Source organism: Bacillus safensis FO-36b (assembly GCF_000691165.1).
GTDB lineage: Bacteria > Bacillota > Bacilli > Bacillales > Bacillaceae > Bacillus > Bacillus safensis.
Window position 1 is genome coordinate 57,699 of sequence record NZ_ASJD01000007.1, and the last position, 22,586, is coordinate 80,284.

22 protein-coding genes are annotated in these 22,586 nt (G+C 41.8%); 11 read left to right on the forward strand and 11 right to left on the reverse strand.

Going from position 1 to position 22,586, the window contains the following annotated elements:
- The first annotated feature begins 57 nt into the window (after positions 1-57).
- Complete coding sequence (locus tag BA81_RS14490; protein ID WP_034283171.1) at positions 58-1,191, forward strand: zinc-dependent alcohol dehydrogenase; 1,134 nt, start codon at positions 58-60, stop codon at positions 1,189-1,191.
- 23 nt (positions 1,192-1,214) lie between these two features.
- Here the strand turns inward: BA81_RS14490 and BA81_RS14495 are convergent, their stop codons facing one another.
- Positions 1,215-1,652, reverse strand: a complete 438-nt coding sequence (locus tag BA81_RS14495) for a MarR family winged helix-turn-helix transcriptional regulator (RefSeq protein WP_012008812.1) — start codon at positions 1,650-1,652, stop codon at positions 1,215-1,217.
- A gap of 262 nt (positions 1,653-1,914) precedes the next feature.
- Between BA81_RS14495 and BA81_RS14500 the strand changes: the two genes are divergently transcribed.
- The 4 genes from BA81_RS14500 to BA81_RS14515 all read left to right on the forward strand — a co-directional run bounded on the left by BA81_RS14500 (position 1,915) and on the right by BA81_RS14515 (position 6,501).
- The gene (locus BA81_RS14500) at positions 1,915-3,423 is read left to right on the forward strand and encodes a class I adenylate-forming enzyme family protein (protein WP_034283175.1); all 1,509 of its coding nucleotides are present in this window, start codon (positions 1,915-1,917) and stop codon (positions 3,421-3,423) included.
- 66 nt (positions 3,424-3,489) lie between these two features.
- Positions 3,490-4,872 (forward strand): amino acid permease, encoded by a 1,383-nt coding sequence (locus BA81_RS14505; protein WP_034283178.1) that lies wholly within the window; start codon positions 3,490-3,492, stop codon positions 4,870-4,872.
- A gap of 100 nt (positions 4,873-4,972) precedes the next feature.
- The gene (locus tag BA81_RS14510; protein WP_025092526.1) at positions 4,973-5,338 is read left to right on the forward strand and encodes a VOC family protein; all 366 of its coding nucleotides are present in this window, start codon (positions 4,973-4,975) and stop codon (positions 5,336-5,338) included.
- A 302-nt stretch (positions 5,339-5,640) separates the two neighbouring features.
- Complete coding sequence (locus BA81_RS14515) at positions 5,641-6,501, forward strand: alpha/beta fold hydrolase (protein ID WP_034283180.1); 861 nt, start codon at positions 5,641-5,643, stop codon at positions 6,499-6,501.
- A 39-nt stretch (positions 6,502-6,540) separates the two neighbouring features.
- Here the strand turns inward: BA81_RS14515 and BA81_RS14520 are convergent, their stop codons facing one another.
- Together BA81_RS14520 and BA81_RS14525 are read right to left on the reverse strand one after the other, a co-directional pair.
- Positions 6,541-7,968, reverse strand: coding sequence for an alanine/glycine:cation symporter family protein (locus BA81_RS14520; RefSeq protein ID WP_034283182.1), 1,428 nt, complete (start codon positions 7,966-7,968; stop codon positions 6,541-6,543).
- Between the two features lie 33 nt (positions 7,969-8,001).
- A complete protein-coding gene (locus BA81_RS14525; protein WP_024427212.1) occupies positions 8,002-8,982 on the reverse strand; it encodes a glutaminase in 981 nt (326 codons plus the stop codon).
- A gap of 496 nt (positions 8,983-9,478) precedes the next feature.
- On the opposite strand from BA81_RS14525, the gene BA81_RS14530 reads away from it, so the two are divergent.
- The 3 genes from BA81_RS14530 to BA81_RS14540 all read left to right on the forward strand — a co-directional run bounded on the left by BA81_RS14530 (position 9,479) and on the right by BA81_RS14540 (position 12,985).
- A complete protein-coding gene (locus BA81_RS14530) occupies positions 9,479-10,765 on the forward strand; it encodes an ATP-binding protein (RefSeq protein ID WP_034283184.1) in 1,287 nt (428 codons plus the stop codon).
- Positions 10,766-10,769: 4 nt separating this feature from the next.
- Positions 10,770-11,708: a response regulator gene (locus BA81_RS14535; protein WP_034283187.1), complete on the forward strand. Its 939-nt coding sequence runs from the start codon at positions 10,770-10,772 to the stop codon at positions 11,706-11,708.
- Between the two features lie 191 nt (positions 11,709-11,899).
- Positions 11,900-12,985, forward strand: coding sequence for an SEC-C metal-binding domain-containing protein (locus BA81_RS14540; protein WP_034283189.1), 1,086 nt, complete (start codon positions 11,900-11,902; stop codon positions 12,983-12,985).
- Between the two features lie 45 nt (positions 12,986-13,030).
- Here the strand turns inward: BA81_RS14540 and BA81_RS14545 are convergent, their stop codons facing one another.
- The 4 genes from BA81_RS14545 to BA81_RS14560 form a co-directional block, all read right to left on the reverse strand.
- Positions 13,031-14,071, reverse strand: coding sequence for a DUF4352 domain-containing protein (locus BA81_RS14545; RefSeq protein WP_034283192.1), 1,041 nt, complete (start codon positions 14,069-14,071; stop codon positions 13,031-13,033).
- 313 nt (positions 14,072-14,384) lie between these two features.
- Positions 14,385-15,041, reverse strand: coding sequence for a response regulator (locus BA81_RS14550; RefSeq protein ID WP_034283194.1), 657 nt, complete (start codon positions 15,039-15,041; stop codon positions 14,385-14,387).
- A complete protein-coding gene (locus BA81_RS14555) occupies positions 15,038-16,252 on the reverse strand; it encodes a sensor histidine kinase (RefSeq protein WP_034283196.1) in 1,215 nt (404 codons plus the stop codon). Before BA81_RS14555 ends, BA81_RS14550 begins: the two co-directional genes overlap by 4 nt.
- A gap of 18 nt (positions 16,253-16,270) precedes the next feature.
- Positions 16,271-16,735 (reverse strand): DUF1453 domain-containing protein, encoded by a 465-nt coding sequence (locus BA81_RS14560; RefSeq protein WP_227001696.1) that lies wholly within the window; start codon positions 16,733-16,735, stop codon positions 16,271-16,273.
- A 159-nt stretch (positions 16,736-16,894) separates the two neighbouring features.
- Here BA81_RS14560 and BA81_RS14565 point away from each other — a divergent pair, with 159 nt between their 5' ends.
- Positions 16,895-17,824: an aldo/keto reductase gene (locus tag BA81_RS14565; RefSeq protein ID WP_034283198.1), complete on the forward strand. Its 930-nt coding sequence runs from the start codon at positions 16,895-16,897 to the stop codon at positions 17,822-17,824.
- A 33-nt stretch (positions 17,825-17,857) separates the two neighbouring features.
- On the opposite strand, the gene BA81_RS14570 is transcribed toward BA81_RS14565, so the two are convergent.
- Entirely contained in the window at positions 17,858-18,823 is a 966-nt protein-coding gene (locus BA81_RS14570; protein ID WP_034283199.1) for a sensor histidine kinase, read from the reverse strand.
- Positions 18,824-18,834: 11 nt separating this feature from the next.
- A complete protein-coding gene (locus BA81_RS14575) occupies positions 18,835-19,536 on the reverse strand; it encodes a LytR/AlgR family response regulator transcription factor (RefSeq protein WP_025092773.1) in 702 nt (233 codons plus the stop codon).
- Between the two features lie 166 nt (positions 19,537-19,702).
- Between BA81_RS14575 and BA81_RS14580 the strand changes: the two genes are divergently transcribed.
- Together BA81_RS14580 and BA81_RS14585 are read left to right on the forward strand one after the other, a co-directional pair.
- A complete protein-coding gene (locus BA81_RS14580; RefSeq protein ID WP_025092774.1) occupies positions 19,703-20,443 on the forward strand; it encodes an ATP-binding cassette domain-containing protein in 741 nt (246 codons plus the stop codon).
- Positions 20,443-21,618, forward strand: a complete 1,176-nt coding sequence (locus tag BA81_RS14585; RefSeq protein WP_034283200.1) for an ABC transporter permease — start codon at positions 20,443-20,445, stop codon at positions 21,616-21,618. Before BA81_RS14580 ends, BA81_RS14585 begins: the two co-directional genes overlap by 1 nt.
- Positions 21,619-21,674: 56 nt before the next feature.
- Here the strand turns inward: BA81_RS14585 and BA81_RS14590 are convergent, their stop codons facing one another.
- Both BA81_RS14590 and BA81_RS14595 read right to left on the reverse strand, forming a co-directional pair.
- The gene (locus tag BA81_RS14590; protein ID WP_034283202.1) at positions 21,675-22,226 is read right to left on the reverse strand and encodes a hypothetical protein; all 552 of its coding nucleotides are present in this window, start codon (positions 22,224-22,226) and stop codon (positions 21,675-21,677) included.
- 62 nt (positions 22,227-22,288) lie between these two features.
- Positions 22,289-22,561: a hypothetical protein gene (locus tag BA81_RS14595; RefSeq protein ID WP_034283203.1), complete on the reverse strand. Its 273-nt coding sequence runs from the start codon at positions 22,559-22,561 to the stop codon at positions 22,289-22,291.
- Positions 22,562-22,586: the final 25 nt, after the last annotated feature.

Genomic DNA, 22,586 nt, shown 5'->3' on the forward strand with positions numbered 1-22,586 from the left:
CCATTCATTCAAGGTGAAGCTATGTAAAGATGATTTGAGCTAAAGGAGGAAGTGCATGTGAGAGCTGTTACTTATCAAGGGAAAAATAGCATTGCAGTGAAGAAAGTAAATGCACCGTCGATTCAAGATCGGGAAGATGTGATCATACGTATTACATCAACAGCAATTTGTGGATCAGATTTACATTTGTATCAGGGGAATTTCCCGCTTCCAATCGGCTATGTAATTGGGCATGAACCAATGGGGATTGTGGAGGAAGTTGGCCCGGATGTCACAGCCGTAAAAAAGGGAGACCGTGTCGTCATTCCATTTACAGTTGCATGTGGTAAATGCCAATATTGCGATCATCACTTAGAAAGCCAATGTGACAACTCAAACCCGCACTACGATTCGGGTGGGCTTTTTGGCTATAGTGAGAAATATGGGAACTATCCCGGAGGACAGGCAGAGTATTTACGTGTACCTTTTGGCAACTACTCCCCGTTTAAGATTCCAGAGGATTGTGAGCTGGAGGATGAACAATTGCTCTTCTTATCAGATGTCCTGCCAACCGCCTATTGGAGCGTAGAGCACGCAGGTGTGAAAAAAGGCGATACGGTCATCGTGCTAGGCTGTGGTCCTGTTGGGTTAATGGCGCAGCAATTTGCTTGGCAAAAAGGGGCAGAACGTGTGATTGCTGTCGATTACATTGATTACCGCCTGCGGCATGCAAAACGAATGAGCGGCGTGGAGGTCTTTGATTTTACAGAAGATCCCGACATGGGAGAAACGTTAAAGGAGCTCACCAAGGGCGGAGCCGATGTTGTGATTGATTGTGTGGGAATGGACGGAAAGAAGTCGCCGCTTGAAAAAATTGAGCAAAAACTCAAGCTGCAAGGCGGAACGATCGGACCCATTCAAATTGCCACAAAAGCCGTTCGCAAATGTGGAACAGTGCAGATGACGGGTGTGTACGGCGGCCTGTACAACATGTTTCCATTAGGCGCTTTTTTCGCAAGAAACGTCACCCTGAAAATGGGCCAAGCCCCGGCGAGAGGATACATGTCAAAGCTCTATCAAAAAGTGACAAGCGGTGAAATTGATCCTAGAGCGATTATTACTCACAAATTGCCATTAGATGAAGCTGCTCATGCGTACCACATCTTCAATGACAAACAGGATGATTGTATAAAGGTCGTTTTAAAGCCATAAAAAAAGAAGGCTTAGGAATATTCCTAAGCCTTTAATGTGTGCTCGTCCATCATTTTTTCGATTAATTCAAAAAATGTTTTTTTATCTTCCTCTGAAAGGTGGTTGAACAATTGATTCACAAGTAGCTGGCGATTGTCGATCATTTGTTTAGCAATTTGTTCACCCGATTCAGAGAGTTCAATCCACACAGTACGGCGGTCATTATTATTTCGAGAGCGGATGATCAGCCCTTCGTCTTCTAAGTGATTGAGAGCGGTTGTTGTTGCAGAGGGAGATAATGAAACTTCCTGCAGAATATTTTTCACAGTACATGATTGATGGCGGTAGATGATACGTAAAATAAACCCTTTAACATTCGTGACGTTTTTCGGAATATTTTCTTCATCTATTTGTTTCGTCGCTTTTAAATACTTTGTCAGTGCATGGTCTAACAAACTTGCCTCTAGCTCGAAATGTTGCATTCTCCATACCTCTTTTCCTATTGCATTCGCATTTTCCGATCAATTACTAGGTCTATCTTATCATAATAATCAACATGATTTAAACCAAAATGGAAGACGGCTATAAAATTACCTATATTATCAATTAATATAAAGAACAATTCCAAAATGAAATGATTTTACTTTCAGCTGTTTTTATTTTAGAATGTGAATGAGATAAAATCTGCCAACCCAATTCGCTGGAAATTGGCTATTGGAAATCAAACGTTTGGAGATGAAGATATTGAATACTTTACAGGCATTACTCAACGACAGAATGGAACGCTCTTCACAAATTGAGGCGGTAACTGGCGGAGGGGTGTCTTATACATTTGAAGAATATGCAAAACGCATCGACCAGCTTGCTCATTACTTACATCAAAAAGGAATTCGAAAAGGTGACCGCGTTTGCTTTATTTGTCAAAACCATCATCACTTTTCAACGATTATGCTGGCAGCCATTAAAGCAGGTGCAGTCGCAGTTCCGCTTAGCTGGCAGCTTACTTCGTTTGAGCTGGAAGGTATTTTGAAAAAAGCAGAGCCAAAGGCTTTATTTTTTGACCGAGAATTCCGTGACATGATTGCTGCGGTGAATGTGTCTTTAGACAACTGTCTCATGGTGGAATCTGGTGTAAATGCGAAAACAACGCAGCTGTTTGAAGACATATTGGCTTCAAATGATGGCAGTGATCTTGCGGAAGAGGTAACAGAAGAGGATCTAGCGATGATCTTATTTACCTCTGGGACAACGGGGAATCCAAAAGGCTGTATGGTCGGACATGGACGAATCTATCAATTTTTAACAAGACGCGGGAATCGAGGATTTGACTTGAAAGGGAAACGGTACTTGGCGAGTCACCCTCTCTATCATATGAGTTCAATTAATCATCTGATCGCCGCTGCCATTGAGGGGTATACGCTAGTTTTCTTACATGATGCAACACCGAAGCGCATTTTAGAAACGATCGAAAAAGAAAGAATAACGTTCATGATGGCTTTCCCATCAGCTTATACGTACATGCTGGAAGAAATGAAACGCGGTTCGTATGACCTTTCATCGTTTGAAATTGCGATTTCTGGCGGTACGAAGGTGCCGGTCCGTTTGATTAAGGACTACAAAGAAGCAGGCATTCAGATGATGCATGGCTACGGAAGCACGGAAGCATGGGTTGTCAGTGCGTGGCACCCTGCGATGGGCGAGGATAAAATGGGCTCTGCTGGTAAAGTGGATCCAGATGTAGAAGTGAAAATCGTTCATCCTGAGACTGAGGAAACACTGCCAGCTAGAGAAATTGGCGAAGTCGTCATGAGAAGCCCATTTTACTTCTTAGGCTATTATCATCAGCCTGATGCTACTGCGAAGGTGCTCAAAGATGGCTGGTTCCATATGGGAGATGCAGGCTATCTAGATAAAGACGGGTTTCTATTTATCACAGGCAGATACAAAGATGTGATTTTATACGGTGGAGATAATATCTATCCTGATCAAGTAGAAGAAGTCATTGAACAAATTCCAGGTGTGATTGAATCAGCTGTCATCGGGGTGCCGGACGAATTGTATGGTGAAGTGCCAAGTGCATATATCGTAAAAGACGAATCCGCCGATTTCTGCGAAGAAGATGTGGTGAACTATTGTCAGGAACGTTTGGCAGATTACAAAGTGCCATCCATTCATTTCATCAGTGAGCTGCCAAAAAACAAGCTTGGTAAAATCATGAAGAAAGATTTACGTGAATTGGTTGTGAATGCTTAGTACCTATTCTGCTATAATGAAATTTGAATGATTTTTTGTTTTTCTAACGTTTTGGAGGGAAAGGGTTTGCGACATATTCTTCGTAAGAAACACATTCACGATTTGTTGGAACAGAGCAGACAGCAAAAGGTAAAGAAAACGCTGGGCGGGCTCGATCTCACGCTTCTTGGTATAGGGGCAGTGATTGGTACAGGGGTTATGGTGTTAACTGGTATTACAGCGGCTAAAGATGCAGGACCGGCTGTCATTTTCTCCTTTGCGATTGCAGCCATTGTGTGCAGTTTGGCAGCACTTTGTTATGCAGAAATGGCTTCAGCGCTTCCTGTATTCGGCAGTGCGTACATTTATTCATATACGACCATGGGCGAGCTTGTAGGCCATTTGATGGGCTGGACCTTATTGTCTGTCTATATGCTGACTGCTTCAGCTGTTGCCAGCGGCTGGTCGAGTTATTTCAACAGCCTGCTCGAGGGATTTGGAATTTCGATTCCGCATCAATTTTTAGCGGGGCCGGAGCAAGGCGGATATATGAATCTGCCGGCGATTATCATTGCTTTACTGATTGCGTGGATCTTATCTAGAGGAACGAAGGAAAGTAAAAAATTTAATAATATCATGGTGTTTGTGAAACTCGGTATTATTGTTCTTTTCATTGTAGTAGGCGGCTTTTATGTACAGCCATCCAATTGGCAGCCGTTTATGCCGTTTGGCGCAGAAGGCGTCATTGCCGGTGCTGCTGCTGTGTTTTTTGCCTTTTTAGGGTTCGATGCAATTTCTGCTTCAGCAGAAGAGGTGAAAAATCCGCAGCGGAACCTGCCAATTGGGATCATAGGTTCATTACTTATTTGTACGATCATTTACATTGTCGTTTGTTTGGTCATGACAGGCATGGTGCACTATACACAGCTGAATGTCACAGAGGCTATGTCATATGTTCTGCAAAGTGTACATCAAAATAGCGTGGCTGGTATTATTTCTGTTGGTGCGGTCATTGGATTGATGGCTGTGATTTTCGCCAATAATTATGCGGCAACTCGAATTGCCTATGCGATGGGCCGAGACGGACTTTTGCCTAAAGTGTTTTCAAAAACAAACAAAAGTGATACGCCTGTTGCTAGCATATGGATGATTGGCGGAATGACAGCTGTTATTTCAGGCTTTATTGATTTGAAGGATCTGTCCAACTTAGCGAATATCGGTGCGTTATTAACGTTTGCCATGGTCAGTTTATCTGTGCTTATTTTGAGAAAGACACATCAGCAGCTTGAGAGGGGCTTCAGGGTTCCTTTTGTGCCGGTTTTGCCGATTATATCAATGGGCTGCTGCTTGTTCCTTATGCTCAACTTACCAGGCCGGACATGGCTTTACTTTGGGGTTTGGCTGTTAATCGGTGTCGTCATGTATGCAGCGTATTCAAACAAACACAGTGAATTAGCGAAATCTTCATGAGAAAAAGGTGCAAATCCGTTGACGATTTGTGCCTTTTTTCATACGATTTGGGATAAGCTATAAAAGAGATAATGGACGGAACAAGAGGAGGATGAGGGATATGATTAGTGTTAGTCCTTATATTGTTGTAGAAGATGTGAAAGAATCTCTTCAATATTATCAAGGGATTTTTGGTGGGGATATTCAGATCTTAAATGAACACCAGGACCGTGTCCTGCATGCTGAATTGCATCTTGGGGAATCACTGCTTCATTTTTCAGATACATTTGGACGCACGCCAAAGCCAGAGAATCTCAGATTGATCATGCAGTTTGACAATGAAGAAGAACTAAAGGCTGTCTATGAAGCGCTGGAAGCTGATGGAGATGTACTGGTCGAATTACAGGATACCTTCTTTGGCGCACTTCACGGACAAGTACAGGACCGGAAAAATGGGTTGATCTGGGTGCTGAATTATATGAAATAGACGAAGACCTTCACGAGTGTGAAGTTTCAGCGTGTAGACAAACCCTCGCATTCGGTGTCAGGTCTGCGCTCCGATGCTCACGAATGTCCAATTCGCTCCGGTACTCGCCCTTCCTAGACTGCAAAGGTTTTCTATCACGCTGAAAAGAAGACAAAGGGCTAAATTCAAGATCATTTTAGCCCTTTGTCAACAATCTGTACCTTCACGAGTGTGAAGGTTTTTTTGTGAGTGTTTTTATTTTCTGAAAAATGGAAAATATGCTATGTTGGAAGAATAAGGACAAGGAGAAGGGTGGCAAAGGAATGGAACAAATTGAGTTTCAATCAATCCAAACAAATGGTGTAACACTTCATACAGCAATGGCTGGACCGGAAAATGGCCCGCTGCTTGTGCTGCTCCACGGGTTTCCTGAGTTTTGGTACGGCTGGAAAAATCAAATCATCCCCTTGGCTGAGGCAGGCTATCGTGTTGTTGTTCCTGATCAAAGAGGCTACCATCTAAGTGACAAGCCAGAAGGAGTCGAATCCTACGTATTAGATAAACTGAGAGATGATATTGTGGGTTTGATCAAGACGCTGAGCCCGAACCAAAAGGCGATTGTCGGCGGACATGACTGGGGCGGAGCTGTTGCTTGGCATTTGGCTTCAACCCGTTCTCAATATGTCGAGAAATTAATCATTGTCAATATGCCGCATCCGCGGGTGATGATGAAGGTTCTTCCTTTTTATCCGCCGCAGTGGAAGAAAAGCTCCTATATCGCTTTTTTTCAGCTTCCGAATGTTCCAGAGGCAGCACTTCAAGAAAATCACTTTCAAAAGCTGGATGAAGCCATTGGGCTGACGGCAAGACCGCATTTGTTCACGAAGGAAGATGTCTCAAGCTACAAGCTCGCTTGGACGCAGCCAGGCGCCTTGACCTCAATGCTGAATTGGTATCGAGCCATCAAAAAAGGCGGCTTTGAAAAGCCGATTTCCAAACGAATTCTCGTCCCTGTTCGCATGATCTGGGGGATGGAGGACAAATTTTTAAGCAGAAAGCTGGCGAAGGAAACGATCAAGATCTGTCCAAATGGCCAGCTGATCTTTGTCGATGATGCTTCTCATTGGATCAATCATGAGAAACCAGAGGTCGTCAACAAACTTATACTTGAATTTTTGACATAAAGAAAAAAGCTCTGATCAGTTGACCAGAGCTTTTTTGATTTATCCGATTTGATTCTTTTTCAATGTAGCAGGTTCGTCGTCCCAGCATTCAATTTTCTCATTGTTTGGAACGGCATTTTTATAGAAAACAGGATCTTTGCCTTCTTTTTTCTGTCTCGTGTAGTCCTTCAGTGCTGCGAAGGCGACCTTAGACAGCATGGTAATGGCGATGAGGTTGACGATGACCATGAGTCCCATGAAGAGATCGGCTAGACCCCAAACGAGAGGAACAGTGGCAACCGCACCGAACAGAACCATTCCAATAACGGCAATTCGATAGATGTTCAGCCAAATTTTATTCGCTCCAAGGAATTCAATGTTCGTTTCCCCATAGTAATAGTTACCGATCAATGTACTGAACGCGAATAGGAAAATCATGATGGCAAGGAAGCCAGAGGCCCATGGTCCAATATGCTGACTAAGAGAAGCCTGCGTTAATTCAATTCCTTGCAGGTTTGTTGTTTTATACGCATCAGAAAACAGAACAAGGAAGGCAGTGCTTGTACAAATAATTAACGTATCTGTTAACACGCCGAATGCTTGGATTAATCCTTGTTTAACAGGGTGGCTGGTGACAGCTGTTGCTGCTGCGTTAGGTGCACTACCCATACCGGCTTCATTCGAGAAAAGACCGCGTTTAATTCCTTGTAATAAGGCACCGCCTAGCGTACCGCCAGCGAACTGTTCAAAACCGAAGGCGTGTTTCACAATCGTGCTGATGACACCAGGAAGTTCCGTGATATTTGTGACAATGACAAAGAACGCAATTCCGATATAAGCAACCGCAAGCACAACGACAATGTATTCAGAAGCCTTTGCGATCGCTTGGATTCCTTTGAAAATGATCGCTGCAAAAATGACAGCCATCACAATACCGACGGTTAAACGGTCTAAACCAAAGGAGTTTTTAAAAGCGACAGTGATCGTATTTGATTGAACCGCATTAAAGACGATTCCAAAAGAAATCGTAATCAGGATCGCAAATAAAATCCCCATCCAGCGCTTGTTTAACCCTTTTTCCATGTAATAAGCAGGTCCACCGCGGAAGCCTGTTTTGTCTTTTACTTTATATACTTGAGCTAGTGTACTTTCAACGAAACTTGAGGCAGATCCAATAATGGCTACGATCCACATCCAAAAAATTGCGCCAGGGCCGCCAATGGCAATAGCGATAGCAATCCCTGTGATATTCCCTGTCCCTACACGTGCTGCCATACTGATGGCAAATGCTTGGAACGGTGATATTCCCTCTTTTTCTTTTCTTCCTTCCTTCAGGACACGCAACATTTCTTTGAGCATTCTTACTTGCAGGAAGCGTGTTCTATATGTGAAGTACACCCCAACACCAAGTAACAGAGCAATCACAATATAAGTCCAAATAAAATCATTTGTATGTGTTAAATAAGATAGCAAAGCTTTTTCGTTCATAACATCACCTCTTCGAATTCATCACTGTTCTTTTTAAAAAATACTGAGATCCCACTCTTTGGCGAGCTTTTTCAGCATCATGACACCGGTAATACTATTTCCGCAATCGTCAATGGCGGGACCGTAAATGCCAATTCCACAGCCTGTCTGAAACGGGAACTCTCTTCTTGCGCTTGGCGGAACGCAAGCCATAATGCCTCCAGACACGCCACTTTTGGCTGGAACGCCTACGAAAGCAGCAAAATTCCCAGACGCATTATACATGCCGCATGTCAGCATCAATGCCTTTGTTAGTCTGGCGATATCCTTTGGGATGACTTGGACTTGTTTAAAGGGATGGTAGCCATCACTTGATATAATCAGTCCAATCAAGGCGATGTCCTCTGTTGTGACCTCGATGGAACATTGCTTTAAATACACTTCTAACGTGTCCTCGACATCCGATTCTAAATAATTGGTTTCTTTTAAATAATAAGCAAGTGCCCGATTTCGGTGTGCAGTTGCCCATTCTGATTGATAAACCTCTTCATTAACAGAAGGACGCTTACCTATTAAGTTTTCGATTAAATCGAAAATATATGCTAGCTTTTCTGTAGAAGTCTTTCCGGGAAGGATGGAGGATACGGTAATAGCTCCAGCATTAATCATTGGATTAAAGGGCTTCCCTGGTTTGTGCATCTCAAGACGGTAGATGGAATTAAATGCATCACCAGTTGGCTCTACATCTACCCGATCCAAGACGTAAGGTACGCCTCTTCCTAAACAGGCAGCTATAAAGCTGATGACTTTTGAGATACTTTGCAGGGTAAAGGGAACGTCCCAATCACCATATCGTACAGATGATCCATCTGGGCCTATCACGCTGATACCAAGTTGAGAGGAATTCACTTTTCCAAGTGCTGGAATGTAGCCAGCATTCTGCCCGTTTGTGTAATACGGACGTATTTCTTCTGCCCATTGATCAACAGAAGACTGGCATGCGTGTTGTGTATTTTTAGAAATTGCTGTTTTCATACGATTCCTCCAATCAAAAATCAAAAAGTACCCTATTGAATTGGCGGATGACAAAAAATGCGATCAAATAGGCACGAAAACATGTTACACATCTTCAAAGAACTTGTCATGCGCTGCTTGCACCACTCCTTTACACCTAAATATATGTACAAATGAAGGCATTGTCGGCGGAAAAACAAAAAGGGTTTTTAGTGAAAATTCAGAAAACGCTTACATATAGTTTCACTAAAATTGTTCATTCAATTTATCTTGGAAACTACACAATCTGACGTAAATCTACAGAAAAACTTACAAATAAAAATCAGTCTGTCGATTATTGTCGTCAATGCTCAAAACACTGAATAGCTGAAAGGTCACCTTGCTGCCCCGGAGAATAGTCATAAAAAAGGGTTTTGAGGATAAAAGGAGCAGTGAAAATTATTTTTTTGTACATTGTGGAGAAAAGAGACTCCTTGTATACTGTGGCTATGTAAACAGGGGAAGGGATGTCAGTCATTTGAGTTTAAATCAGCTTGTCAAAAAGGACGCATTCATTTTAATTTTTATGATGGTCATTGTGCCGCTTGCAGGAGAGCTGAAGTTTTATCCTGTGAATGAGACGTTTCGCATCAGCTTTGGCGCACCTGCGTTTTTCTTTTGCTTATTACTCTTAAGAAAATCTAGACCGCTATTGCCGGGATTTTTAACAGGCGCAGCTATTGTACTTTTTCGGGTAGGCTTAGATTTGATTCAGCAGAATGCTGATCTAGCTTCTTCATTTTATCAGCAATTCCCAAGCTTCTTTTTCTATTTCACTTATGCTTTCCTGTTTTTTGCTGTCCGTACAGGACGCTTTAAACAGCGCTCTATTTTCATTGGGATCATCGGTTTGATGATCGAATTAGTTGCTGATTTTGTCGAGCTGTTTGTACAATTTTTAGTGTTTGATACAACGATGACCTTATCAAAGCTGAGCGATATGTTCCTCATTGCGTTTGCTCACAGCTTTGTGGTGATCAGTTTTTTTAATATGATGAAGCTGTATGAGGCGCAATCAAGAGAAAAGCAGATCATGAAACAAAATGAGCATATGATGATGGTCATTTCGAATTTATACGAAGAAACGGTGCATTTAAAGAAAACGTTAAAACATACAGAGCATATTACACAGGAATCATACCGGCTTTACCGTCTGCTGCATGAACACGAAGCAGGGAAAAAATTGAGTCAGGAGCTGTTAAAGCTTGCAGGAGAAATTCATGAAGTGAAAAAGGATAATCAGCGTATTTATGCTGGGCTTTCAAAGCTGATTTCGAAGGAAAATATGCAAGACTATATGAAGGCGGAAGAGCTCGTTCAAATTGTGATCCGCATTCAAGAGAAATATGCTCTATCTCTTGGGAAAAACATCTCCTTTACATCTGATATAAAGGGCATTCATCTGCATGATTATCATGTGTTTATTTTCTTATCGCTGATTAATAATTTAATGGCCAATGCAGTCGAAGCAATAAAAGATACCGGGATGATCTCACTCGAATTGAAAGGAAGTCATGATAAAATAGAGATTCGGATTGAAGATGATGGACCAGGGATTCCTAAAAAAATGAGAGAGATTGTGTTTGATCCAGGGTATACCTCCAAATTTGATGCATTTGGAACACCGTCTACTGGGATTGGCTTATCCTATGTGAGAGAGCTGGTACAAGAGCTTGGCGGTCATATTCAAATCGAACCAAAAGAAACAAAAGGTACAGCATTTCTGCTTGTCCTTCCTATACAAAATTTAATACAGAGAGGGTGAGTGTATGCGATTCTTCATTGCAGATGATGATCGTGCAATACGCTCGATTTTAGGTCAAATCATAGAGGATGAGGATTTGGGAGAGGTCGTAGATGAAGCGGGTGACGGAGTTGGATTAGAGGCACATTCACTGAACCTCAAGAAAGTAGACATCCTTTTGATTGATCTTTTAATGCCTGCTAGAGATGGCATTCAAACCATCCGCCATATCCACCCTGAATTCAAAGGCAAGGTCATTATGATTTCCCAAGTAGAGGCGAAAGAGATGATGGCAGAAGCCTATGAACTAGGGATTGAATATTATATCCATAAGCCTGTCAATCGCATTGAAATCGTCAGTGTGATTCGAAAAGTCATGGAGCGGATCAAGCTGGAAAAATCGATTTACGATATACAAGCCTCTCTTCGCCACGTGCTGCCATTAGAGCCTGTGATTTCTCAAGGTGCGGGCGCTGAGGCGAAGAGAAGGACGATGAAAGAAGCTGGGGAGTTCCTCTTATCTGAGCTGGGAATTGTCGGCGAGAGCGGCTCTAAAGATTTACTGGAGATACTCATCTACTTACATGAAACACAGTCAGCCAATTCTCATGAGGTCAATTTCCCGCCGCTAAAGCAGCTGTTTATCAAAACAGCAGAAAGAAAACTGGCTCATGATGCAACCGATGTAGAGGTGATGCGGGAAGTGAAAGCGGCGGAGCAGCGGATTAGACGAGCTATTCATCATTCCTTGAATCATTTTGCCTCACTAGGATTAACAGATTTCTCAAATCCTAAGTTTGAGCACTACGCGTCGAAGTTTTTCGATTTTACCGATGTCAGCCAAAGAATGAAAGAAATGCAGAAGACATCTTCTCCCGCAGGATCGACGGGCAGAGTCAATACAAAGAAATTCGTACAAATCTTTTATTTTGAGGCAAAGCAGTTATTCGAAGGAATGAGCTGAGGAAAATCTGTTGGTATGATTGGAGAAAATAAACAGAGGAAGTCTGTCTTTCCTATGATCTATCGTGATCTTCAGGTGTTTTTATAATTTAACTGATCATTCTGATTTTTCTTTTTTCTTGAAAATGAAACCCTCCTGTGCAATCGTTTGTTAAAATAGTGAGGTTAGACTAGAATGTCGGAGGTTTTATTTTGGGAAAAATTAAACGAAATGCGCTCTGCCCTTGCGGAAGCGGAAAAAAATATAAACATTGCTGTGGTCAAAAATCAGGCGGAGAACAAACGTCTGAGCTTGTGTTTAAGGAAGCTGTACAAGTCCAAAAGGATTTAATGAATTATGCTTTTTCTAAGCATCAAAGAGCGATCAATCAATTCATTAATGAGTTTTCTTTCCTTGCAGATATGGATAAAGAAACGCAACAAATCTCAGTTTTCCATTTGAGTGTATGGGGCATCTTCTTCCGTCCATTAACTGATCAGAAAGAGACCATTTTCCAAGAATTCCTGACGAAGAAGGCAGAGGATATTACCCGTCCGAAAACAAGACAAGTGGTCCAGTCTTGGACAGACATGGAGCCATCATTGCTTTTATTAAATGAAAAAACGGACGAGTCTCTTTACTTTGAGAATATGATAACAGCGGAGAAGGTTGAAGTAGATGTAAAACCTGATCAAACGGTACTGCCTGAAAAGGGAAGTCTCGTGCTCGGTTTTCCTGTTCAATTTGAAGAAAAGGCAGAGTTTTTCATTCAATATACGATGTTTGCGAAAGAGTTTACAGATACTCTTCTTCTTCAGGTCCGCCAGCTTGTTGACGCATATGAAGCAAATGGAGGAGCGCGCAGCACATTTATGAGAGAATCATTTCCTGATGTGCTGAAGTGTATGTTTGCGAAGCAAGAAGTAGAAGAATCAGAGACACCTGCTCAAACAGAAGGCGATGCAGGTCTATCAGCAGATCGTATGGACTGGGCAAGTGACGTCCAGCTGGAAACTGCTAAGCTGATTGAAGACGGAATGAAGGAGCACGGTGACCAAAGCCTGACAGATGGTGCTTTAACGGTTTGGAAAGCCTACTGTGATCAGAAATCACCTGTGATCCGTAAAGCAGCGTCATTTGCTGCCGGAATCGAATACTACATTCATTCACTTGCAAGCGATGCCCCGCTATCTCAAGCACAAGTAGCGAAAAAGTATGGTATTAGTGCGTCGACTGTATCGAGCCGTTTTAAAGATATCGAAAAAGCGGTGAAAGAAGAGCAAGAGGCGACAGTATAATCTAAAAAAGACGCGGCACCTTCAGAGGCCAGCGTCTTTTTTAGATTATCTCGTTTTAATAAAACCACTCATGTACTGCTCTGTATTATAATCATTGAGGTCAATTTTCCATTGACCCTCCCCATTACGTTTCATTTTCACTTCATATTCAGCTGGGCTGGAAACGGGAGGAAGTTTTTCGAATTCAGATGCGTACATGTTTAAGCTTTTTTTATACAATTCTTCTTTAGAACGGATTTTCCCGTTGTAAAACTCGTCTCTTTGCTTGTCTAGCTTGTCTTTTAAGTTAGAAGCATCAATGCCTGTTACTTGAGCGACAACCTTTGCTTCGTCATCAGAGATGGTTTTCACACTTGTTTCTACTTTCGCTTTATCCTTCATGGTGTTTTGAATGCGTTTGTACATCGACAGAATATCTCGGTCACTCACTTCATTTCCGTATATTCCTGCACTTCTTTTGAAGTCTTTTACAAACATCTCATGGTATTTATTGACGACATCCGATTGGTTGTCACCCGTTAAATCTGCGAATTCATCGTTCTTTTTATCAAAAACAATAATATCGGTATAAGCGGATAACGCTTTTGCTGGGTTATCCAGCTTTTTTGCTGAATCGAGTATTTTGTTTCCATCTAGGTCGATTTGGATGGAATCACTGTTTTTCTTGATGCTGTCCTGATAAACAAACTGATATTTTTTCCCTTTGTCTACTAGGAAATAAAGTGCTCCTGAAAGTGACTTGCCTTTGTTCAATGAACCAAGGTCAAGACGGTCTTTGCTGCCGTAGAATTTTAAATCAGATACTTTGGCATCGTCCTGATAAAGGGAGAAGTCAGAGTTATATAATGAAAGGGCTTTGTCACCTTTATTTGTGATCGTCAGATTGACTTTTAGTACCAATTCATTGTCTCTCAGGGTAGTTGTTGAGTCTTCTGGTAACGTATATTCGTAGCTATTAACTTTTACCTCTGCTGTTTTCGTTGACTTTTGATCAGCGTCGGTTGATTTGGCTGAGCTCTGGCAGGCTGCAGAGATGATCATCACGAATGAAATCATGAGGAGTGCACTTATTTTTTTAAGATTCACAGTTGATGCTCCTTTGCTTTTCTTTCGTCATTTCATTCCCGCTATCTGACTAAGAAAAAAGAAACAGATAGAATGGTATATTCGGGTGTTAAAGGGGAAAATATCCTAATGACGATTTGCACTATTCATTCTATCGAAATTCATTCATGATGAGGAATAGGTTTTAGTCCCTATTTTTGATCATTTTTAACACAATCATCTATAAAATAAGGAATTAAATAAGCACAATATACTAGTTAATAAGTATTGATTTATAGATTTATTTTAGGTTTTAAATGTTTTTTGTATAAAAATCTTGAAGTGAAGGTAGTTTTTATTTCACGAGGCGGTGCCGGATGGCGAAGACGACAGCCTGTGTACGGTCTTGTGCATTGAGCTTTTGTAAAATACGGTGCACATGCGTTTTTACCGTACTTTTGCTGATAAATAATTGATCAGCAATGTCTTCATTCTTTAAGCCATAGGCCATTTGCTGTAATACATCGCGTTCACGTTCTGTGAATGATTCGTGAAGCAGATGAGTGTGATGTGTATCATTTGCCTGCTGAAGAGCTCGTGCCATCATGTGCTCAGAGGCTGCCGTTCGAAAGACAGATTCACCAGCAAAGGCGGTGCGGATGGCCTCAATTAATTCCTCAGGCATTGTATCCTTCAGCAAATAACCGACTGCCCCTGCACGAATTCCGTCAAAGACGTATTCTTCCGTATCAAAGGTCGTGAGAATCACAACTTTTACATCTGGAAGCTTTTTTAAAATGTGCTCTGTTGCTGTGATGCCATCCATTCCAGGCATTTGTACATCCATCAGCAGTACGTCTGGAGTGTTGGTCGAGCAAAGCGTAACCGCCTCCTGACCGTCTGACGCCTCCCATATGACGTTAATATCCTCTTGAGCGCTTGCAATATAACGAAATCCTTGGCGGATCAGCGGCTGATCATCAATAATGCCAATCTTAATAGGGTTTGTCATGCCTTGGAGTCCTCCTTGATAGGAATTTGAATATGAATACAGAAGCCGTGCGGCTCGCGTATGGACGTCTTGAGGGAACCGCCTGCTGCGTCACACCGTGCCTTCATGCCTGACAGCCCAAAGCCAAATGAAAGATCTTTTTCGCTGGTCAAATATCCATCGTCTTCAATGTTCATCATCAGCTCATGCTGGTGGTTATATAGTGTAATGGTCATCGCGGTCGCCTTGGCATGGCGAATTGTATTGGTGATGGCTTCTTGTAAAATGCGGTAAAGCAGTTCAGAAACGGAGAGCGGCCATTTTTTATACGTAAGCTGCTCTGTATGAAAGTGAATGTCAAGCTCACCCGATATCTCTCCTTGCTTGATGAGGCTGCGAAGTCCGGCAAGTCCGAGACCTGCATCATCTGACGCCATATGATGAACCACAGAACGAACCTCGGCGAGACAATTTTTGGAAATATTGATCAGCTCCTGAAACGTCTGCTCCATCTGCTCTGGTTCTTCCTGCTTTAAACGGTAGGGCAAAGACTGCAGCTGGACAATCATCGAGGTTAATTGGTGTCCGATGCTGTCATGCAGGTCACGTGCAATTCTGCTTCGCTCCTCCAGCACTGCAAATTGGAGAGATTGAACGGTCGCTTCTTCAAGCTCCATATGCGCCTTTTTCAATTGTTCATGGGCTTCTGATAATTCCTTGTGAACCAATTGCAATTCTCCGAAGTGTTCTTCCTTTAATTCCTGTTCACGCCGCCGCATTCTAGAAATCAAAACAAGTGTATACACAAGCAGCTGGAATAGCGGGAGAGTGATCACCATGTTCCAAGAAAAATCGTTTACATAATAGCTGATCCCACTAGTGAAAAAGATGATAGCAAATAGATAGGGGTGATGCGCCTCTGAAAAACGAAAAGCGATAAAGCCAATCATAAAAAAGGTCAGCCCAATACTGTCTTGAATCTGACCTGTCACCAGCCACAAGAGATGTGTCAGAATCCACATTAAGAAGAGCATAGAAAATTGCTTTTTAGGTGACAGCTTGCTTTTTGGAAAAAGACAAAGGAGAAACACCAAATAGACGAAGGTTCGAAACACCAATTCGCCTATTGAAAGGGGCTCATACATTTGAATATACATATAGATCAATACAAGGCCTAATACGAATTTCCGCCTTATTTGACCTAAAAGCTTGAGTGGCTGCTGAAGGTTCATATCAAAAACTCCTGTCTGTCAGTTAATAGCAGCAGATGCCTTGATGTTCATATATTTTTTTAAAAGAATAAAACGTAATCCGATCATACTGCCGATTGGAAGGAAGGTCAGGCCATTTGCGAAAATAATCAGGGAATGACCGCCATCCTGTACAATTGAACCTACTGTCATCCGGATAAGGATGATTCCGATGAAAAAAAGTGTTCCATAGAGTGAGCTGGCGGCGGTGATACGCCCCGACTGTTGATCATATGTTACTTTGTATAGTTTACCTCTCCATAGCCCGATTGCAAAACCTGTGAGTGCAAAGACCATCATTGCAAGCAGGCTCATCGCCGTAATTTCAATATGCTGGGTAAAGGAATAAGAGAGTGTGCCTAATAAAATGAGCGGTCCTATGAGAAGCCTGATGGGGCGGATTTCTTTTTCCTTGCCCGTTCTTAAAAGCAGAATAATCATAATGATGACAATTTGAATGGTCATGAGAAGATCTCCTTTTCGTTTTAGTCTATCTTCATCATACGCATCTTCTATTTTCGCAGCGTCCACCTGCAGGTTGATTTTTAGAGAGCGGTATACTTGAATGTTGGAAATGATTCGTGGGAAAATAAGGATGATTATGTAGATAAGGGAGATGAGCTTTTGAAAAAGGTAACGCTTGGACGAACTGATTTGCAGGTAAATCCGATAGGGCTTGGTACGAATGCAGTAGGCGGGCATAATTTATTCCCGAATCTAAGTGAGGATGCTGGACGGGAGCTTGTGGAGACGGCTCTTGATCAAGGTGTCAATTTCCTAGATTCTGCTTTTATTTATGGGCTGGGCCGTTCAGAGGAATTAATCGGTGAGATCATTGCCAAAAGAGGCGGCAGAGAAAAGCTTGTCCTTGCGACAAAAGGGGCTCATAAGGAAGTAAACGGCCAAATTGAACTTGATAACAGCCGTGATTTCTTAAGAGGGCAGGTCGAAAATAGCCTGAAACGGCTGCAAACTGATTATATTGACTTGTACTATATGCATTTCCCGGACGGACGCACGCCGCTCGAAGAAGTAGCAGGCACATTAAAGGAATTGAAGGATGAAGGGAAAATCAGGGCAATCGGTGCATCAAACCTTGATTTTGAACAGCTTCAAGCCTTTAACCGAGATGGCTACTTAGACGTGCTTCAATCGGAGTATTCTCTGCTGAAACGTCAGGCAGAGCAGGATCTTCTTCCATACTGCGTTGAGCATGGGATCTCCTTTATTCCTTATTTCCCATTGGCATCAGGCTTGTTGACCGGGAAATTTACAAAGGATGCGACATTTGATGATATTCGAGCAAAGGACCCGCTTTTCCAAGGCGATGCATTCCTTTCAAATCTCGAAAAAGTAGACAAGCTGAAAGCCATTGCCCAATCAAAGAATGCAGAAACAGCACACGTCGCACTCGCTTGGCTCTTAGCGCAGGATGGCATTGATGCTATTATTCCAGGGGCAAAACGAGCAGACCAAGTGCTGCAAAACCTAAAAACAAACGATGTTCAATTAACAGAAGAGGAAATCAATCAAATTGATAAAATCTTCTCTTAACACTAAAAAAAGGTGCAGCTATGCACCTTTTTTTTATGACATGGTGAGAGGGATTTTGATGACGAGCCGCAAATTTGGAGAACGGTAAGTGAAATCAAGTGTACCGTCTGCCTTTTCAACAAGCTGTTGAATGATATACGTCCCCATGCCTTGATGATCGCCGCCTTTTGTCGAACGGCCAAAAGTTTTGAATAAATGATCTAGCACGTGTTTTTCCATACCTTTTGTGCTGTTTTCACAATGGATTAAAAATAATCCGCTCCGAATAGAGGTCGTGACCGAGATGCTGCCCTCTTTTCCGGCTTGCTTCGCTTCAATCGCTGCATCTAGGGCATTATCAAGCAGGTTGCCAGTAAAACTAACCTGATCCGCCTTTGAAAAGGGAAGCGATGAAAAGGGTGCTTGAAGGTCTAGTGAAAGTGCAATGTCCTCTTTCTCAGCCCGCTCCAAAAAGGAGTGTAGGGTAGAGGCCAAATAAGCATTTTCGCCTTTCATCCATGGGAAATGTTTGACGTATTGCTGAATCAAATCTTTGATCTCACGCTCGTCGTTCGACGAGGAAAAGGCATTTAAATGTCTGGCTGTTTCATGATGTTTACTGCGCATCTCAAGAAGTAATTCGTTGGTTCTTGATTCTGCTTTTATGAGCTCTTGAAGCCGTCCATTTAACTGTTTTTCTGTCTGCATCACCTTCAATGAGAGGATATCAACTGTCACCATCATGATGAGCGCCAAAAGATAGGTCAGCCCATTCGGTTGCGTTACAAACAGCAAAAGACCTGCGCAGGTGATGAGTAGAAAAGCGCCTAATATCACATCACCACTCGTATGAGGCAAAAATCTTTTGTACATGAAAAATGTATAAACACACATCGCGCAAAAGGTAAGAAGCCACAACATAATGGATGGTAACGGCAGAAAGGCTTCAGCAGCTGCATGAAACGCAAGACCTAACCATATGAGGGCATAAATGCGAAATCCAAGATAGAAAGCGTTCACGTTCGTTCTCCTTAAAAATAGTATTTCTTAAAGAATTCTAATTGCTGCTTGGTCATCATGGCTTTTTTATCTGTACCTTCAAAAGACACGATATACGAATTTTTAGCATACGCCGAGAAATTCTTAATGTAATGAATATTGATGATAAACGATCGGTGGGAGCGGATAAAATCCTTTTCAGCCAGATCGCCCTTTAACTCGTTTAATGTCTGATAGGTCTGAATATCTCCTGTCGTTGTCACGATAGTTGTTGAGCGGCCCGTTCGTTCAACAAAAATGACATCTTTTTTCTGCAGCACATGAATATCTGACTGCTGTTTAATGAGAAGCCGTCCATGAATGCTTTTCTCCTGCTTGGTGGACATATAACGCTCTAAGCATTTCGCAATTCGATCAGCTTGGTAGGGCTTCATAATATAATCATGTACATTCAAATCAAACGCATGGACTGCATATCCACTATTTCCTGTCACAAAGACCACATCGACATTCAGTGCGTGAGAGTGAATGAGGTCCGCTAATTCATAGCCGGACATTCCAGGCATTTCAATGTCAGCAAACAACAGATCAATGTCTCCTTTTTTGACCTTCTCATATGCATCCTCTGCTGACTGCGTGACAAAGACAATGTCCACAGCCTCCATCCTGCCTACAATGGCGTGCAGCTTTTCTAAATCTACTCGGTAATCGTCGACGAGACCTACTTTTATCATAAAAATCACCTATGACTATTCTTATTATTTGTCTATTTTACCATTTGTTTTTTTGAAATAGATCATTTCAAGACAGAAAAAGGACGTTTCGCGACATTTTTATATCAGGCAGGCATTATTTTTTCTATCATAGACTTAGAAAGTAAAGTTGAAAGGGGCGAACCAAATGATTACTCTCAGCGATTGCAGCTGCTGGTTTAAAGATAAGAAAAAAGTCGTGAAAGCGATGAAACATATGACGTTCTCCGTGAAGGAAGGGGAAGTCGTTGGCATCTTAGGAGAAAATGGTGCAGGAAAAACGACATTATTGCGCGCCGTAGCCACATTATTAGAGCCTACACACGGAACAGTCACTGTCGCAGGCTTTGATACAGTGAAAGAAGCAACAGAAGTGAAAAAACGAATTGGTGTCTTGTTTGGCGGAGAGACGGGGCTTTACGACCGTTTGACGGCAAGAGAAAACCTTGAATACTTTGGCAAATTGTATGGCTTAGATCAGCATGAAATCAAAGCAAGAATAGAGGATTTGGCAAAGCGTTTTGGAATGAGACAATATATGGATCGCAAGGTGAAAGGATTCTCAAGAGGAATGAAACAAAAGGTGGCGATTGCCAGAACGTTAATTCATGATCCTGACATTATTTTATTTGATGAGCCGACAACAGGCTTAGATATCACGTCGAGTAATATTTTCAGAGATTTTATCCATCAGCTCAAGCAGCAAAATAAAACGATCCTCTTTTCAAGCCACATCATGGAAGAAGTCAGCCAGCTTTGCGACAGTGTGATGATGATTCATCAAGGAGAGCTTGTGTACAAAGGGACACTTCCAGAATTATATGCACAGGAACAAAGTGAAGACTTGAACTATATCTTTATGTCGAAGCTCGCTAGGGGGATTTCATAATGTGGAAAACCGTCTTTTTGAAAGAAATGACAGATGCGCTGAGGGACAGAAAAACGTTACTCTTAACCGTGCTGATTCCTCTTTTGACGATGCTTGGACTGGTGTTCTTTTATGAAAGCATGATTGCAGATCCAGGGGATAAAGCCTATACAGTCGCCATCAATGAACAGCTTCCAGCGGAAATGAACCAAATGATCAAAGAGGTCAAAAACCTAAACCTTGAAACATTTGAAGATCCGCAGCAAGCCGTCAAGGATGGGGAGGCAAATGCTTACCTGGAAATGCCGAAAGAAGCAGGTGATATGCTCAAGCATCAAAAGCCATTCGCCATTAAAATTCATGGATATACGACAGATGATGATTCGGTGATCACGGTTCAAATGCTGCAATCATTGCTGGAGCAGTATCAAAACCAAGTGGTCGAGAAGCGTTTAGCAGTCGATCAAATCGACACGTCCGTTATTCATCCATTTGAAGTGCAATCCGTTGATGTAGAAGAAGGGGATGAAGGGGAAAATGGAGTGACCGCTATGCTGTTGTCGATTCTCCTTCCGATGATTTTGGTAACCTCCGTCATCTCAGGAGCTTTGCCGGCTGCGCTTGATATTGTAGCAGGTGAAAAAGACAGAAAATCAATTGAAGCCTTATTCCTGACGCCGGCCAGCAGACTCCAGATTCTCATCGGAAAATGGCTCGCTGTCTCTATGTTCGGTATTTTAAGTGGGATTGTGGCGATCGGCATGCTGCTTCTATCCACTTTGCTCTTTACAGAAAAGCTGAAGCAAGCTCTGAACTTTGGTGATCAAATGTGGAGCATTATCACCGTCATGTTTGCGGCGTTAATCATTTTCTCCTTCATGGTATCGATGATTGAACTGCTGCTCAGCGTGATATCGGGCTCAGTCAAAGAAGCGCAGTCGTACATGTCCATGATCATTACACTAGGTGTGCTCCCAATGTTCTTTACCATGAGAGCAGGTGCAACGCAGCTAGATACGTATTACTTTGCGGTCCCATTCCTTAATATTCATGCACTGTGTAAGCAACTGATGTTTGGGATCATTGATCCAATGTCAATCGCCCTGACACTCGGTTCCTCGGCACTGGCAGTCGTTATCCTGTTTGTCATCGTCAGAAGCTTGTTTATGAAAGAGAAATGGATGCTTGCAAAATAAAGAAACGCCCTCTTTGATAGAGGGCGTTTTCAGGTGAATGCCGATCACTGTATTTTTCAGTCTAAGAAACCGAATTGATCCAAGTTCTCTAAATAAAATTGAAAATACTCGTCATGAATATCAACTGGATATTCTTCTAACCCATTTTCGATAAGTGCACCTACAATTAAAGCATTTATATACCTATCAAGCTTTTCGCAACTATCTCTTACGGTAAATTCTGAAACATATAATCCATCTTTACTTTCTAAAATGATATCAATTCTTCTACCTTCTTGTTCATCAAGCAATAAGTGATTATACTCCCATTCTTTTACTCTTTTAGGGTTTAACGGATGAAGACGATTATGAAGTATTTGTTCACGATGATCCTTTTTTTCCTCATTCGAAAACAATTGAATCAATATACTCGGATCATCAATGACAAAACATTTATATATCTTAGTATATTCAAAGTGATCATCATTTACTAAATCTAAAATCTTTGTTTTTGAAAATTCTCTAGCTTTAAATTTAGACGTTATCATTTCAACGACTTGTTCTTTAGTAAAAATCAATTGATCTTTTTTATATAAATATTGTTTATATAGCTTTTCGTAATTATACATTATTCACCTCTATTAACTATTTAACAGGACCTCCGTAGAAAGCATGAGCTTTTGGAGTTCTTTTATAGGGATGCCAGTGATAATAATACCAATTTCTTGGGCTTAGATTTATATTTATCTACTTCATTTATTGGATCACCTTTTGGATTAGCTGCAGCTACAACTGCAACACCTCTTGACTGACTTCTAGAAGTAGACCAAGTATCCTTTCTTGATTTCATTCTAGCAATTGCCTGTGACTTACTTATTCCTTTTCCAATATATACTCCGCCCCGGATAACAGCTTCATTAATGGTTATATTTTTTATTCCTGTGTTTGTTGGCTTCTGTAGCAATTACATAACCAGCTCCTGCAACAAC